13 protein-coding genes and 1 pseudogene are annotated in these 14,267 nt (G+C 74.2%); 9 read left to right on the top strand and 5 right to left on the bottom strand.

From position 1 onward, the window contains the following. The first annotated feature begins 87 nt into the window (after positions 1-87). The 5 genes and pseudogenes from afsQ1 to J5Y05_RS18715 all read left to right on the top strand — a co-directional run bounded on the left by afsQ1 (position 88) and on the right by J5Y05_RS18715 (position 4,837). Complete coding sequence (afsQ1, locus tag J5Y05_RS18695) at positions 88-765, top strand: two-component system response regulator AfsQ1 (protein WP_024883374.1); 678 nt, start codon at positions 88-90, stop codon at positions 763-765. Then, positions 762-2,297 (top strand): annotated as a pseudogene (locus J5Y05_RS18700) (ATP-binding protein); the annotation flags it as partial. The gene afsQ1 and the pseudogene J5Y05_RS18700, both read left to right, overlap by 4 nt. A gap of 290 nt (positions 2,298-2,587) precedes the next feature. Continuing rightward, entirely contained in the window at positions 2,588-3,193 is a 606-nt protein-coding gene (locus J5Y05_RS18705; protein ID WP_210873979.1) for a hypothetical protein, read from the top strand. A 793-nt stretch (positions 3,194-3,986) separates the two neighbouring features. Further along, entirely contained in the window at positions 3,987-4,538 is a 552-nt protein-coding gene (locus tag J5Y05_RS18710) for a VanZ family protein (protein ID WP_210873980.1), read from the top strand. A gap of 95 nt (positions 4,539-4,633) precedes the next feature. Then, positions 4,634-4,837 carry a PspC domain-containing protein gene (locus J5Y05_RS18715; RefSeq protein ID WP_210873982.1) on the top strand — a complete coding sequence of 68 codons (204 nt, stop codon included), beginning with the start codon at positions 4,634-4,636 and terminating at the stop codon, positions 4,835-4,837. A 97-nt stretch (positions 4,838-4,934) separates the two neighbouring features. Here J5Y05_RS18715 and J5Y05_RS18720 read toward each other — a convergent pair whose 3' ends face one another. Then, positions 4,935-5,300 carry an ATP-binding protein gene (locus tag J5Y05_RS18720; protein ID WP_210873984.1) on the bottom strand — a complete coding sequence of 122 codons (366 nt, stop codon included), beginning with the start codon at positions 5,298-5,300 and terminating at the stop codon, positions 4,935-4,937. Between the two features lie 177 nt (positions 5,301-5,477). Next, a complete protein-coding gene (locus J5Y05_RS18725; RefSeq protein ID WP_210873986.1) occupies positions 5,478-6,608 on the bottom strand; it encodes an adenosine deaminase in 1,131 nt (376 codons plus the stop codon). Positions 6,609-6,794: 186 nt separating this feature from the next. On the opposite strand from J5Y05_RS18725, the gene J5Y05_RS18730 reads away from it, so the two are divergent. Further along, the gene (locus tag J5Y05_RS18730) at positions 6,795-7,568 is read left to right on the top strand and encodes an alpha/beta hydrolase (protein WP_210873988.1); all 774 of its coding nucleotides are present in this window, start codon (positions 6,795-6,797) and stop codon (positions 7,566-7,568) included. Between the two features lie 196 nt (positions 7,569-7,764). Here J5Y05_RS18730 and J5Y05_RS18735 read toward each other — a convergent pair whose 3' ends face one another. After that, positions 7,765-8,718 carry a LysR family transcriptional regulator gene (locus J5Y05_RS18735; protein ID WP_210873990.1) on the bottom strand — a complete coding sequence of 318 codons (954 nt, stop codon included), beginning with the start codon at positions 8,716-8,718 and terminating at the stop codon, positions 7,765-7,767. 63 nt (positions 8,719-8,781) lie between these two features. On the opposite strand from J5Y05_RS18735, the gene J5Y05_RS18740 reads away from it, so the two are divergent. Both J5Y05_RS18740 and J5Y05_RS18745 read left to right on the top strand, forming a co-directional pair. Then, entirely contained in the window at positions 8,782-10,098 is a 1,317-nt protein-coding gene (locus J5Y05_RS18740) for an MFS transporter (protein WP_210873992.1), read from the top strand. Between the two features lie 107 nt (positions 10,099-10,205). Next, positions 10,206-11,210 carry a sigma-70 family RNA polymerase sigma factor gene (locus tag J5Y05_RS18745; protein WP_210873995.1) on the top strand — a complete coding sequence of 335 codons (1,005 nt, stop codon included), beginning with the start codon at positions 10,206-10,208 and terminating at the stop codon, positions 11,208-11,210. Here J5Y05_RS18745 and J5Y05_RS18750 read toward each other — a convergent pair. Further along, positions 11,103-11,492, bottom strand: a complete 390-nt coding sequence (locus tag J5Y05_RS18750) for an STAS domain-containing protein (protein WP_210873997.1) — start codon at positions 11,490-11,492, stop codon at positions 11,103-11,105. The genes J5Y05_RS18745 and J5Y05_RS18750 overlap by 108 nt on opposite strands. A gap of 328 nt (positions 11,493-11,820) precedes the next feature. Here J5Y05_RS18750 and J5Y05_RS18755 point away from each other — a divergent pair, with 328 nt between their 5' ends. Continuing rightward, positions 11,821-12,741 carry an AEC family transporter gene (locus tag J5Y05_RS18755; RefSeq protein WP_210873999.1) on the top strand — a complete coding sequence of 307 codons (921 nt, stop codon included), beginning with the start codon at positions 11,821-11,823 and terminating at the stop codon, positions 12,739-12,741. 155 nt (positions 12,742-12,896) lie between these two features. Here the strand turns inward: J5Y05_RS18755 and J5Y05_RS18760 are convergent, their stop codons facing one another. After that, positions 12,897-14,180, bottom strand: coding sequence for a thymidine phosphorylase (locus J5Y05_RS18760; protein WP_210874001.1), 1,284 nt, complete (start codon positions 14,178-14,180; stop codon positions 12,897-12,899). Positions 14,181-14,267 lie beyond the last annotated feature (87 nt).

The following is a 14,267-nucleotide window of genomic DNA, read 5'->3' on the forward strand; positions in this document are numbered from 1 at the left end:
ACTTCCTTCACACAGCCCGACGGCGAGGCAGGTCGCATCCCGCCCCGCGGGTCGAACCGCACGCCCTCCATGGGCCAGAATGAGCGTGTGCCTTCCCTGTTGCTGATCGAGGACGACGACGCCATCCGGACGGCCCTGGAGCTCTCGCTGACGCGCCAGGGTCACCGCGTGGCGACCGCTGCCAGCGGTGAGGACGGTCTGAAGCTCTTGCGCGAGCAGCGACCGGATCTGATCGTGCTGGACGTGATGCTGCCCGGTATCGACGGCTTCGAGGTGTGCCGGCGCATCCGCCGCACCGACCAGTTGCCGATCATCCTGCTCACCGCGCGCAACGACGACATCGACGTGGTCGTCGGCCTGGAGTCCGGCGCCGACGACTACGTCGTCAAGCCCGTGCAGGGCCGCGTGCTCGACGCCCGCATCCGGGCGGTGCTGCGGCGCGGGGAGCGGGAGTCCAGCGACTCGGCGACCTTCGGCAGCCTCGTCATCGACCGGTCGGCGATGACCGTCACCAAGAACGGCGAGGACCTCCAGCTCACGCCGACCGAGCTGCGGCTGCTGCTGGAGCTGAGCCGGCGGCCCGGACAGGCGCTGTCCCGGCAGCAGTTGCTGCGGCTCGTGTGGGAGCACGACTACCTCGGCGACTCCCGGCTCGTGGACGCCTGCGTGCAGCGGCTGCGTGCCAAGGTCGAGGACGTGCCGTCGTCCCCGACCCTCATTCGTACCGTGCGCGGTGTCGGCTACCGGCTGGACCCGCCTCAGTGACACCGGATCACCAGGGGGGACCTCGCGGCTGGGCCGCGACGCGCAAGGGAATCTGGTCACGGCTGCGCTTCACCAGCCTGCGGCTGCGGCTGGCCGTCGTCTTCGGGCTGGTCGCGCTCACCGCGGCCGTCTCCGCCTCCGGCATCGCCTACTGGCTCAACCGGGAGGCGGTGCTCACCCGCACCCAGGACGCCGTCCTGCGCGACTTCGAGCTGGAGATGCAGAACCGGGCCGGCGCCCTGCCCGAACACCCGACACAGGACGAACTGCAACACACCGCCGGGCAGATGGCCAACAGCAGCCAGCGTTTCGGCGTCCTGCTGATCGCCGAGACCGCCGACGGGAAGACGGTGTACGGCAGTTCCGGCGGCATCGGCGGCTTCTCGCTCTCCGACGTGCCCGCCCCGCTGCGCGCCGCCGTCGTCAAGGAGCAGAAGCTCACCTCGGCCAACAAGCACGCCCACCACCTGTACTGGCAGCGGATCGTCGTCGACGACACGCCGTACCTGGTGGCCGGCACGAAGGTGATCGGCGGCGGGCCCACCGGCTACCTGCTCAAGTCGCTGGAACCGGAGGCCAAGGACCTCAACTCGCTGGCCTGGTCGCTGGGGATCGCCACCGGGCTCGCCCTGATCGGCTCCGCGCTGCTCGCGCAGGCCGCCGCCACCACCGTCCTCAAGCCGGTGCACCGGCTCGGCGTGGCGGCCCGGCGGCTCGGCGAGGGCCGGCTCGACACCCGGCTCCGGGTCTCCGGCACCGACGAACTGGCCGACCTCTCCCGCACGTTCAACGCCGCCGCCGAGGCCCTGGAGAAACGGGTCGCGGACATGGCGGCCCGCGAGCAGGCGTCCCGGCGCTTCGTGGCGGACATGAGCCACGAACTGCGTACGCCGCTGACGGCCATCACCGCGGTCACCGAGGTGCTGGAGGACGAGCTGGAGTTCGAGGGCGGCGGCATCGACCCCATGATCGAGCCCGCCGTACGGCTCGTCGTCAGCGAGACACGGCGGCTGAACGACCTGGTGGAGAACCTGATGGAGGTGACCCGCTTCGACGCGGGCACCGCCCGGCTCGTCCTGGACGACGTCGACGTCGCCGACCAGATCACCGCCTGCATCGACGCCCGCGCCTGGCTCGACGCCGTCGACCTCGACGCCGAACGCGGCATCCACGCCCGCCTCGACCCGCGCCGCCTGGACGTCATCCTCGCCAACCTCATCGGCAACGCCCTCAAGCACGGCGGCTCGCCGGTGAGGGTGTCGGTGGTCCGCGCGGACGACGAGGTCGTCATCCGGGTACGGGACCACGGTCCGGGCATCCCCGAGGACGTCCTGCCGCACGTCTTCGACCGCTTCTACAAGGCCAGCGCCGCCCGCCCCCGCTCCGAGGGCAGCGGACTGGGGCTCTCCATCGCCCTGGAGAACGCCCACATCCACGGCGGCGAGATCACCGCGGAGAACCTGCCCGAGGGCGGCGCGGTCTTCGTCCTGCGCCTGCCCCAGGGCGCCTCGGAAGCCATGGAGGAGGACGGGGACGAGGGGGGCGGGGGTGCCGGGGGCGCCGGCGGGGGTGGCGTCGGCGGGGGCGGCGGCTTGGGTGGGGGTGTGGCTGGGGCCAGTGGGGCCGGTGGGGCTGGAGCTTCCGGTGGGGCTGGCGGGTCTGGTGGGGCCGGGGGTTCCGGTGGGGCCGGGGGTTCCGGGAGTGCCGGGGGCTCCGGGGAGCGGGCCGGTTCCGGAGACCGTGACGGTGGGGAGCCGGGCGGGGGTGCCGCCGGCGGCCGGGACGACGCCGGGGACGGCAAGCACGCGAAGGGACAGGGCTGATGACCGTACGCCGCCGCCTCCTGGCGCTCCCCCTGCTCGCGGTGCTGCTCGCCGGGTGCGGCATCCGCGCCACGGAGGTGCCCACGGACTACGGCCCCGCCCCCTCGCGGGTGCGCTGCGTGGCACCCGAGGCGGACTCCTCGACCCGGTCCGCGCCCGGAACGCCGGTACGGATCTTCCTGCTCTGCGGGTCGTCGCTGGTGGCCGTCGACCGGACGGTACGCGTCCCGGACGGCACGGCGGGCTCCGATCGGCGGGTGCTCATGGCGCGGGGGCTGCTGACGCTCCTCGCGGCACCGCCGTCGGCCGCGGAACGGAGCGCCGGGTACACGACCGACGTACGCGGCGGCGCGGAGGTGAAGGGGCCCCGCTCCGACGACCCCGAGGGCACGCTGCGACTCGGCACCGCGCCAGGGGACCTCACCTCCTACGCCCTCGCCCAGGTCGTCTGCACCCTCGCCGTCTCCGCGGTGGCCGAGGACGACGGCTCGGTGCTCCTCGCCGGGCCCGGGGAAGCCGCTCCCCGCCGGTACGCCTGCACCGACGAGGTACGCGCCCGTCCGGGCACGACGGAACCGCCGTCGACTCCGGTGGCGGGGGACTGAGCGGGGCGCTGGGGGCCTGCTCCGCCGTGCGTCGCAGGGGGGTGCTCCCGTGACACGCGCGGTGGGGTGTTTCGCTTCCGTGGTGCGGGGGCGGGGCGCCTCGGGCGTGTCGGGGGGCAGGCGGGTCAGGGAAGACACGCCCGGCCGGGGTTCGACGCGCCCTGGAGCCGCTGACACGCCAAGCCGGGTGAGCCGCCTCCGGCGTGTGTTGGGCGGGGTGTCCCGGGCGCGTCGGTTAAACGTTTACGTATGCGGTGACACCCCGACGGGGGTGCGCTTCCACCGTCGTGCGGGCCGCACGCGTCCCGGGCGCGGCGCGACACACCCGGCCGCGGGACAAGTCGCCCACCGTGCCGATCCGGAGCATCCCGGGCGTGTCGGAGACACGCCCGACCGACGATCGCCACGCAGGACGGACACCGACACACCCACCCGGGCAAGTCGCCTGCACCGCTGCCGAAGCGGAGCACCCCGGGCGTGGCGCGGACATGCCCGGCCGCAGGACAAGTCGCCCACCGTGCCGACACAGCACCCCCGGGCGTGGCCCGGCACACCCGGCCGGCGATCGCCACGCGGGACGGACGCCAACACGCCGAGCCGGGCGAGCCGCCGCCACCGTGCGGAGACGAAACACTCCGGGCGCGGCGCCGACCCGCCAGGCCCGGCCAAGCCGCCCCGCGCCCCGGCGGACGCCGCGCCGTGCGCCCGCGGACGCTCCGGCGTGTGGCGTACGACTCACCCTTCGGTGGGAGGGGTCGGAACCGTGGGCGGCGGAGGCCGCGTCTAGGGGTGCGTGCAGCGTGAAGGCTCCATCGGCGGCAGCGCCGCGATCCGCATCCGTGCCACGGGAAGCGCCCTCCTGGTCGCGCATCTCGTGTTGGTGGCCTGGTTCACGCTGCGACCGCTGGACGTGCCCTGGGTGCCGCCGCCGAATCTGCGTCCGCTGGCCGGTATCCGCGCCGATCTGGCACTGGGCTGGCCGGCGGCGGTGCGTTCGCTGGGAGGATCGCTTCTTCTGTTGGCGCCCCTGGGCGTCCTGCTGCCCGTGGTGAACGGCCGGCTGGCCGTCTCGCCGCTCGCGTCCCTGCTGCGGACCACAGCCGCCGCCGCCCTGCTCTCGCTCGGTATCGAGCTGCTCCAGACCGGTGTGCCCGGCCAGGTCGTCGACGTCGACGCGCTGTGGCTCAACACGCTCGGCGTGGCGCTCGCGCACCTCGCGGTGGTGCCGGCGGGACGGGCCCGGCTGCGCCGCAGGGCGGAGAGGGAGCGGCCGGCGCCCCTCCCCCGGGACGAGCCGGTTCAGGGGCGGACCCCGACGATTCCCAGGGTCGGGATCGCACCGTAGAGCGACGCCTCGTCCCGGTCCGTCTCCGTACCGTGGAAGGACGATGAGGGCGGCCGGGCCGGCCGTCCCCGCCCCGCGTCAACGAAGGAGCCGCGATGTCCAGCCTCGCCCGTCCCACCCACGGCCGCATGATCGGCGGAGTGTGTGCCGCGCTGGCACGGCGCTTCGGTACCTCCGCCGGCACGATGCGGGTGCTCTTCCTGCTGTCGTGTCTGCTGCCGGGCCCTCAGTTCGTGCTCTACCTCGCGCTGTGGGTGCTGCTCCCCTCCGAGGAGGTTGCCGCGCGCCGGTCCTGGTGACCGGCGCGCCGAGCGGGCCCACCGGTCCCGGCACGCCGAAGGGGCGCACCCGTGCGTACGAGTGCGCCCCTTCGGCGTGTCGTGGGGAGCGTCGGGGTCAGCCGAGCGGGATGCCGTTGACCGGGAGGCCCTGCGTGGGCAGGCCCTGGGTGGGCAGACCGCCGAGCAGGCCGGCCACCGGCTTGGTCGGGCCCTGGGAGATCTGCTCGTCGAGGAGCTGCTCGGCGACCGGCTGCGCCGCGGACAGGCCGCGACCGGCGATGCCCGTGCCCTGCGTCAGGGCGTTGCCCGCGCCCGGCAGCGCGCCGGAGACCGTCTCGGCGGGCAGCGTACGGGCGACGCCGTCGAGGGTCTGGGCGGCGTCCGGCAGCGCCGGGGCGGCGTTGGCCGCACCCGCGCCGGCGGCGGCGAAGGCGGCACCGAGGGCGGCGATGCCGAGGGTCTTGGCAGCAGACTGCTTCATGGAATGCGTCCTCGAAACGGTGTATGGGGAGGTGAGCGGTTTCCCGACCGTAAACACGCCGCGCCGCCCGCCGCAAACATCGAAATGCGGACACCTGGTGAACGCCCGTCCACATTCCGGATCGCCGCCCGATGTGCTCTCTTTACACCTGACCGAGAAGCCGCAGGTGGGAGCCGGTTACTGGAACAGCCATTCGGACTTCAGTTCTGCATATCCGGGCTTGATCACGTCATTGATCATAGCCAGTCGTTCATCGAAAGGAATGAATGCTGACTTCATCGCATTGACGGAGAACCACTGGAGATCGTCGAGCGTGTAAGCGAAAGCGCCGACCAGGTGCTCGAATTCCCGGGACAGGCTGGTGTGGGACATCAGGCGGTTGTCCGTGTTGACGGTGACGCGGAAGTACAGCCGGCGCAGGAGCCCGATCGGGTGCTCGGCGTAGGAGTCCGCGGCGCCGGTCTGGAGGTTGGAGCTGGGGCACATCTCCAGGGGGATGCGCTTGTCGCGCACGTAGGAGGCGAGCCGGCCGAGCCGTACGGTGCCGTCCTCGCCGACCTCGATGTCGTCGATGATGCGCACCCCGTGCCCGAGCCGGTCGGCGCCGCACCACTGGAGCGCCTGCCAGATGGACGGCAGCCCGAACGCCTCACCGGCGTGGATGGTGAAGTGGTTGTTCTCGCGCTTCAGGTACTCGAAGGCGTCCAGGTGCCGGGTGGGCGGGTAGCCGGCCTCGGCGCCGGCGATGTCGAAGCCGACGACGCCCTCGTCGCGGTAGCGGTTGGCCAGCTCGGCGATCTCCAGGGCGCGCGCGGCGTGCCGCATGGCGGTGAGCAGGGCGCCGACGCGGATGCGGCGGCCGTTCTCCCGGGCCCGCCGCTCGCCCTCGCGGAACCCCTCGTTGACGGCCTCCACGACCTCTTCCAGTCCGAGGCCGCCCTCCAGGTGCTGTTCGGGGGCGTAGCGCACCTCGGCGTAGACGATGCCGTCCTCGGCGAGGTCCTCGGCGCACTCGGCGGCGACGCGCACCAAAGCGTCGCGGGTCTGCATGACGCCGACGGTGTGGGAGAAGGTCTCCAGGTACCGTTCCAGCGAACCGGAGTCGGCGGCCTCGCGGAACCAGGTGCCGAGCAGGTCGGCATCGGTCTCCGGCAGCCCCTCGTAACCGCTTGCGCGGGCGAGGTCGGCGACGGTGCCGGGGCGCAGCCCGCCGTCGAGGTGGTCGTGGAGGAGGACCTTGGGCGCGCGGCGGATCTGGTCGGGGGTCGGAGTCTTCGCGGAGGGCTTCTCGGTGCGGTGGCTCGTCATTTCCGCACTGTAGCTCCTACGCGCGTAGAACGGCAGGCCCCCCACGGTTCACGACCCCGACGGACCGGGGACACGCCGACGCGGAGCCGGGGAACGCACACCGACGGACCCGGGACACGCCGTCGATACGCAATGGTGACCGCGAGGACGGGTGGCGGGCGTGGCGTCTTCTGAGAATGTTCTGTCATGGCAGAGCAAACGACGCCGGACCGGCGGGCCCGGCTGGGACGGACGCTCGGCCCGGAGGGGGCCGCGGTGGGCGGTGTGGTGCTGCTGCTCCCCGGGGGCGACGAGGTGTCCGGGCGCAGACCGTCGCCGCTGCTGGGGACCGCGTCGGCGCGCGCGCTCGGGCGCCGACTGGCCCGCGCGGGCCGGGCGGACGGTCTCGAAGGGGTCCTGGCCGCGCACGTCGTGCACTACCGCCGTCGCGGCTGGAACGGCGCCGGGGCCGATCTCGCGCGCGACGCCGTCTGGGCCGTCGGCGAGGCGGTACGGCTCTACGGCGACGTCCCCGTCTGTCTGGCCGGGCTCGGCATGGGCGGCCGGGCCGCGCTGCGGGCGGGTGGGCACGAGGCGGTCGCCTCCGTACTGGCGGTCGCGCCGTGGCTGCCCGACGAAGGGCCGGGCGGGCCGCCGGAGCCGGTGAAGCAGCTTGCCGGGCGCCGGGTGCTGATCGTGCACGGCACCAAGGACACGCGTAGCGACCCGGAGTTGTCGTTCCGGCTGGCGGCGCGGGCGAAGAAGGCCAACCGGGACGTGTGCCGCTTCGAGGTGCACGCCGACGGCCACGGGTTACGTGCCTACCGGGACGAAGTGGCCGCGCTGGCCGCGGACTTCGTGCTCGGTACGCTCCTCGGGCTGCCGTTCTCCCGGCCGGTGCGGGACGCGTTCGCCGCGCCGCCGCCGCTGGGGCTGCGCATGCCGCTGGCGTCCGGCTTCGGCAGGTCGCCGCGCCGCTGACCGCCGGTCACCGTCCACCGCCCGCCACCCACCGCCCGCCACCCACCGGTCACCGTCCACCGGTCACTGTCCGCCACCCCACCGCCCACCGGTCACCGCCCACCAGCCACTGCCCGGCGCCCGCCCCGGTTCCGTCGTAGCGACCCCTGAAGAGAACAACACCCCCCACCGGAACCCCGCCCACCGAAACCCCCCGTCACCCCGGCACCAGCGTCCCCCGGCGCGAGAGCAGGAACTTCTTAAAGGCCGCCACCGGGGGCGTGTCCGTGCGCCCCGCCAGCCAGGCGACGCCGATCTCGCGGGCCGCGCGCGGCGCGGTGACGGTCAGTTCGACCACGCCGGGGCGGGGCACGGCGGGCGGTGGCAGCAGGGCGACGCCGAGCCCGGCCGCGACCAGCCCGCGCAGCGTCTCCGCCTCCTCCCCCTCGAAGGCCACCCGGGGCCGGAAACCGGCCTCCTTGCACAGGGCGTCGGTGATGCGGCGCAGGCCGTAGCCGGGCTCCAGGGTCACGAAGGTCTCGTCGGCCGCCTCGGCGAGGCGGATGCGCCGCCGCCCGGCCAGTGGGTGGTCGGCCGGGACCACGAGGCGCAGCTTCTGCTCGTCCAGCCGCCGGGCGACGAGGTCGGGGGCGTCGGGCACCGGGGAGGTGAGGCACAGGTCGAGTTCGCCGGTGCGCAGCCGTTCCAGCATGGCCTCGCCGTAGTTCTGGACCAGGCTGAAGCGGATGCGGGGGTGGTCGGCGCGGAAGGCGTGCAGCAGGCCGGGCACGGTCTCGGCGCCCATGGTGTGCAGGAAGCCGAAGGCGACCTTGCCGGCCGCCGGGTCGGCGTCGGCGCGGACCTCCTCGGCGGCCCGCTCGACCTCGGCGAGGGCGCGTTCGACGGAGCCGAGGAAGGTGCGCCCGGCGGGGGTGAGGGCGAGGGTGCGTCCGCGGCGCACGAAGAGGTCGACACCGAGGTCGGTTTCGAGCCGTACGAGGGCCCGGGAGAGGGTCGACTGGGGGACGTTCATCTCCTGGGCGGCCCGGGTGACGTGCTCGGTACGGGCGACGCCGGCGAAGTGCGCGAGGCGTGGCGCGAGAAGCGTCACGATGTCTTCCGTGTTACCGGACGGTGACAGGCAGGGCGGTGAGCTGGACTGATGCACCATGGGAACGATTATGGCCGATCCGTGCATTGGACGGATCAGTCGTGGGCTCCGTACCGTCGCAGCATGAATCCCGCCGATACCGGGGCGTCCACCACCGTGGACGCCGGCTCCTCCGTCCCACCCTCCTCGCCCGCCTCACCCGCCTCGGACCACGACTCCCGGATGACCCCGGGCGGCCCCGGTTACCGCCGGATGAGCCTCGCCCTCTTCCTCGCGGGCGTGGCGACCTTCGCCCTCCTCTACTCCACCCAGGCGCTGTTGCCGCTGATCTCCGGCGACCTCGGGGTGACGGCCGGCGACGCGAGCTGGACGGTGGCCGCCGCGACCGGCGGACTCGCCCTGTTCGTGCTGCCGATGAGCGCCCTGTCGGAACGCTTCGGGCGGCGCACACTGATGACCGCCTCGCTGGCCGTCGCCGTCGCGGTCGGGCTGCTGGTCCCCTTCGCCCCCTCGCTGGGCGCGCTGGTCGCGCTGCGGGCGGTGCAGGGAGCGGCGCTGGCCGGGCTGCCCGCGTCGGCGACCGCCTACCTCGCGGAGGAGGTGCGCCCGAGGGCGCTGGTCGGCGCGATCGGCCTCTTCGTGGCGGGCAACAGCGTCGGCGGGATGAGCGGCCGGGTCATCACCGGCTGGGTCGCGCAGGAGTGGGGCTGGCGGGTCGCCGTCGGCGTGGTCGGCCTGGTCGCGGTGGTGTGCGCGGTCGCCTTCCGGCTGCTGCTGCCGGCGCCGCGGCACTTCGCGCGGGGATCGCTGCGCCCGCGCGTGCTGGCCCGCGCGGTCCGCGACCACCTGGCGAACCCGCTGCTGCGCCGCCTGTACGCGATCGGCGCGCTGTTCATGACGGTCTTCGGCGGCGTCTACACAGTGATCGGCTACCGCCTGGCCGGCGAGCCGTTCTCGCTGCCGCAGGGGCTGATCGGCTCGATCTTCCTGGTCTACCTGGTGGGCACGGTCGCGGCGTCGGCGGCGGGCCGGCTGGTGGACCGGCTGGGCCGGCGCGGGGCGCTGTACCTGGCGGGCGGGACGACGGCGGCGGGCCTGGTGCTCTCCCTGGGGGACTCCCTGCCGCTGGTGCTGGCGGGGCTGGTGCTGATCACGGCGGGCTTCTTCGCCGGGCACGCGGTGGCCTCCTCGGCGGTCGGCCGGACCGCGCAGCACGGCCGCGCGCAGGCGTCGGCGCTGTACCAGTCCGCCTACTACATCGGCTCCAGCGCGGGCAGCACGGTCGGCGCGGTCGCCTTCCACGCGGCGGGCTGGTCCGGCACGGTCGGGGTGGGGCTGCTGGCGGTGCTGGGCGTCGGGGCGATCACCGTGGCCGGGTCGCTGGCGGCCCGGCGCGTGGACGCGGGCGCCCCGGTGCCGGCCCTGGGTCTCACGCGCTGACCTGCGCCTTCGCCGTCTCCGCGGGCCGTTGTCAGTGCCCTGCGGTAATTTCCGAAGTGCGCGGCGCGACCGTGCGCGCGACGGACGGCCACAGGGGCGGGTGGACGATGACCAAGGGGACCACGACACCGGAGCTGGAGTCGGCGCTGGAGAGGCACCGGGTCGAGCTGACCGGGTACTGCTACCGGATGCTGGGCTCCTCCTTCGAGGCCGAGGACGCCGTCCAGGACACCCTGGTCCGCGCCTGGCGGGGGTACGGCTCCTTCGAGGGCCGCTCCAGCCTGCGGTCCTGGCTGTACCGGATCGCCACCAACGTCTGCCTGGACATGCTGGCCGCGGGCAACAAGCGGGCCCGCCCGATGGACCTGACGGAGGCGACCCCGCCGGCCCGCGCCGCGCTCACGTCCCGCCCGGACCACACCTGGCTGGAGCCGGTGCCGGACGGGCGAGTGCTGCCGACGACCGACGATCCGGCGGAGGCCGCCGTCGCCAAGGAGTCGGTGCGGCTCGCCTTCATGGCCGCCCTCCAGCGGCTGCCGCCCAGGCAGCGGGCGGTGCTGATCCTGCGGGAGGTGCTGGCCTGGCGGGCGAGCGAGGTCGCCGAGCTGCTCGGCACCTCGGTCCCCTCGGTCAACAGCGCCCTCCAGCGCGCCCGCGCGACGCTGGCCGCGCGGGCCGACCGGGGCGCGGAGGCGGAGGTGTCCGATCCGCTCGACGAGGAGCAGCGCAAGCTCCTGGAGCGCTATGTGGCCGCCTTCGAGGGGTACGACATGGCGGCCCTGACGGCGCTGCTGCACGAGGACGCGGTGATGACGATGCCGCCGTTCGACCTGTGGCTGGCGGGGCCCTCGGACATCACCGGCTTCATGTCGACGCTGGGCGCCTCGTGCGCGGGCTCGCGGCTGTTGCCGGTCCGGGCCAACGGCCTGCCGGCGTTCGCGCACTACAAGCCGGACCCGGAAGCGGGCGGTTTCGCTCCGTGGGCGGTCCAGATACTGGAGGTGTCAGGGGGCCGGATCACCGGGTTCCACTGCTTCCTGGACACCGCGCGGTGGTTCCCGCTGTTCGGGCTGCCGCTCCGTCTCGAAGCGGAGGCCGGCCAGGTCCAGTAGCGCGCGCAGGGTGGGGTCCGGGTCGCGGAGCCGGATGCGGCCACCGGCCCGGCGGGCGGTGAGTTCCAGCCGGGCCAGCAGGTCGACGGTGCCGAGTCCGGGCGGTGCGAGCCCGCCGAGGTCCACCACGATGGCCCCGGCCCCGGTGGTACGCAGGCGTGAGCGCACCTCGGCGCAGAGCCGGGACGCCGCCTCCCCCCGGGGGACGGGCCCGGACAGCACGAGTACGGCGGGTGTCGCGGCCTCCACGTGCGGTAGACCGGCGCGCTGTCCGGGACTCATCGGTGCCTCGCCGGGGTGCGGACCGGCGGAGATCACATTGACCCGGGCTCGGCCCGCGCCGGAGGGTGGGCCGCATGCCCCGCAGCCCCCTCCCGTCCCACAGCACCCACGCGCCACACGGCCCCTACCAGCCCCACGGCCCCCGCCAGCCCCGTAACCACCTCCGTCGGCCCCGTAACAACACCCGTACTCCTCACAGTTCAGGCACGTCCCGCACCCGCGCCGGGCACCGCTCCTCCCCCGGCCTCCGCCCCCACATATCCCGCCACCCCGCGCACCACCGTCCGCCCGAGGCCGCCGGAGGGCGCGTCTCCGGGAAGGGGGCGCCGTGCAGGGCGTGCTGACCGGCTTCGGGGTGATCGCCGTCGTCATCGGCGTCGGGTACGTGCTCGGGCTGCGCGGGCACCTCGGGGAGCAGGGCCGCGAGGTGCTGACCCGGCTCGCCTTCCACGTGGCCTCGCCCGCGCTGCTCTTCACGACGCTGGCGGGGGCGGACCTGGCGGTGGTCTTCTCCGACCGGCTCCTGGTGACGGCGCTGAGCACCCTCGCGGTGGCCGGGACCTTCGTCGCGGTCGGCATCGCGCGGCGCTGGGGGCTGGGCCGCACCACGATCGGCGCCCTCGCCTCCGGTTACGTCAACGCGGGCAACCTCGGCATCCCGATCGCGGTGTACGTGCTGGGCGACGCCTCGCTGGTGGCGCCGGTGCTGCTGTTCCAGCTCCTCGGCGTCACGCCGGTGGCGCTGACCGTGCTGGACCTCTCGCGCGGCGGCGTACGGGGGCCGCTGTGGCGGCGGCTGCTCACCCCGCTGCGGAATCCGATCGCGCTGGGCTCGCTGGCCGGGGTGGCCGTCGCGGCGAGCGGGCTGCGGGTGCCGGGGCCGGTACTGGAGCCGCTCACGCTCATCGGCAACATGTCGGTGCCGGCGGTGCTGCTGGCCTTCGGCATCTCCCTCAGCGGGAGCACGATGCCGATGCGGGGCGCGGACCGGGGGCCGGTGCTGCTGGCGGTCGCCCTGAAGTCGGTGGGCCAGCCGGCGGTGGCCTGGGCGCTGGCGTCGGGGGTGTTCGGCCTGCGGGGCGCGGCGCTGCTGGACGTGGTGGTGACGTCGGCGCTGCCGGCGGCACAGAACCTGTACACGTACGCGTCGGCGTACGGGGTGGGCGAACGGCTCGCCCGGGACGCGGTGCTGGTGTCGACGGTGGTGTCCGTGCCGGTGCTCGTGGCGGTGGCGACCCTGCTGGGCTGACCCGCTGCGGGGGGACCCGCGCGGGCGCACCCGGACTCGTACCGGAAAACCCGCGCAGTCACCCCGCCCCCGCCCCCGCACCGGCCCGGCACACGCGTACCGGGCCCGGCGCAAACATGCCCCGGGCCCGGTCCGTTCCGCCGCAGCGGGGACGGTCAGGCGATGCGGTCCAGCACCACCGGCGACGGGGTGAAGGCGGTGCCCGCCGGGGCGATGTCCCAGGAGCCCTCGACCGCGGCGAGGGCGTAGCCGAAGCGGTCCGGGGTGTCGGTGTGCAGGGTCATCAGCGCCTGGCCCTCGGTGACCTGGTCGCCGGGCTTGGCGTGCAGTTCGACACCGGCGGCGGCCTGCACCGGGTCCTCCTTGCGGGCCCGTCCGGCGCCCAGGCGCCAGGCGGCGACGCCGATGTCGTAGGCGTCCAGGCGGGTCAGGACGCCGGAGGCGGGGGCGGTGACCACGTGCTGTTCGCGCGAGGTGGGCAGGGCCGCGTCCGGGTCGCCGCCCTGGGCGGAGATCATGCGGCGCCACACGTCCATGGCGGAGCCGTCGGCGAGGGCCTTCGCCGGGTCGGCGTCCGTCAGCCCGGCCGCGTCGAGCATCTCGCGGGCGAGGGCGAGGGTCAGTTCGACCACGTCCTGCGGGCCGCCGCCGGCGAGGACCTCGACGGACTCGCGGACCTCCAGGGCGTTGCCCGCGGTCAGTCCGAGCGGGGTCGCCATGTCGGTGAGCAGCGCCACGGTGCGCACGCCGTGGTCGGTGCCGAGGCCGACCATGGTGGAGGCCAGCTCGCGGGCGTCCTCCAGGGTCTTCATGAAGGCGCCGGAGCCGCACTTCACGTCGAGCACGAGCGAGCCGGTGCCCTCGGCGATCTTCTTCGACATGATCGAGGAGGCGATCAGGGGGATGGCCTCGACGGTGCCGGTGACGTCCCGCAGGGCGTAGAGCTTCTTGTCGGCGGGGGCGAGTCCGTCGCCGGCGGCGCAGATCACGGCGCCGACGCCGTCGAGGACGGAGAGCATCTCCTCGTTGGAGAGCAGGGCCCGCCAGCCGGGGATCGACTCCAGCTTGTCGAGGGTGCCGCCGGTGTGGCCGAGTCCGCGGCCGGAGAGCTGCGGGACGGCCGCGCCGCAGGCGGCGACGAGCGGGGCCAACGGGAGCGTGATCTTGTCGCCGACGCCTCCGGTGGAGTGCTTGTCGGCGGTCGGGCGGGAGAGCGACGAGAACTCCATGCGCTCGCCCGAGGCGATCATCGCGGCGGTCCAGCGGGCGATCTCGCGCCGGTTCATGCCGTTGAGCAGGATGGCCATCGCGAGGGCGGACATCTGCTCGTCGGCCACCTCCCCGCGGGTGTACGCGTCGACGACCCAGTCGATCTGCTCGTCGCCGAGTTCGCCGCGGTCCCGCTTGGTGCGGATGACGGAGATGACGTCCATGGCCATGGCTGGCTTCCTTCCGGTGGAGCGAAGGGTGATGCGGAGGGGTGGGGGGTGGAGCGTGGTGCCGAAGGGGTTGGGGGTACGGGAACG

The organism is Streptomyces tagetis, assembly GCF_018069565.1.
Taxonomy (GTDB): Bacteria; Actinomycetota; Actinomycetes; order Streptomycetales; family Streptomycetaceae; genus Streptomyces; species Streptomyces tagetis.

Excerpts from the sequence above, each read along its gene's own strand:
- J5Y05_RS18705 (WP_210873979.1), top strand. The coding sequence starts at position 2,588 with ATGACCGTACGCCGCCGCCTCCTGGCGCTCCCCCTGCTCGCGGTGCTG.
- J5Y05_RS18715 (WP_210873982.1), top strand. The coding sequence starts at position 4,634 with ATGTCCAGCCTCGCCCGTCCCACCCACGGCCGCATGATCGGCGGAGTG.
- J5Y05_RS18720 (WP_210873984.1), bottom strand. The coding sequence starts at position 5,300 with ATGAAGCAGTCTGCTGCCAAGACCCTCGGCATCGCCGCCCTCGGTGCC.
- J5Y05_RS18725 (WP_210873986.1), bottom strand. The coding sequence starts at position 6,608 with ATGACGAGCCACCGCACCGAGAAGCCCTCCGCGAAGACTCCGACCCCC.
- J5Y05_RS18730 (WP_210873988.1), top strand. The coding sequence starts at position 6,795 with ATGGCAGAGCAAACGACGCCGGACCGGCGGGCCCGGCTGGGACGGACG.
- J5Y05_RS18735 (WP_210873990.1), bottom strand. The coding sequence starts at position 8,718 with ATGGTGCATCAGTCCAGCTCACCGCCCTGCCTGTCACCGTCCGGTAAC.
- J5Y05_RS18740 (WP_210873992.1), top strand. The coding sequence starts at position 8,782 with ATGAATCCCGCCGATACCGGGGCGTCCACCACCGTGGACGCCGGCTCC.
- J5Y05_RS18745 (WP_210873995.1), top strand. The coding sequence starts at position 10,206 with ATGACCAAGGGGACCACGACACCGGAGCTGGAGTCGGCGCTGGAGAGG.
- J5Y05_RS18750 (WP_210873997.1), bottom strand. The coding sequence starts at position 11,492 with ATGAGTCCCGGACAGCGCGCCGGTCTACCGCACGTGGAGGCCGCGACA.
- J5Y05_RS18760 (WP_210874001.1), bottom strand. The coding sequence starts at position 14,180 with ATGGCCATGGACGTCATCTCCGTCATCCGCACCAAGCGGGACCGCGGC.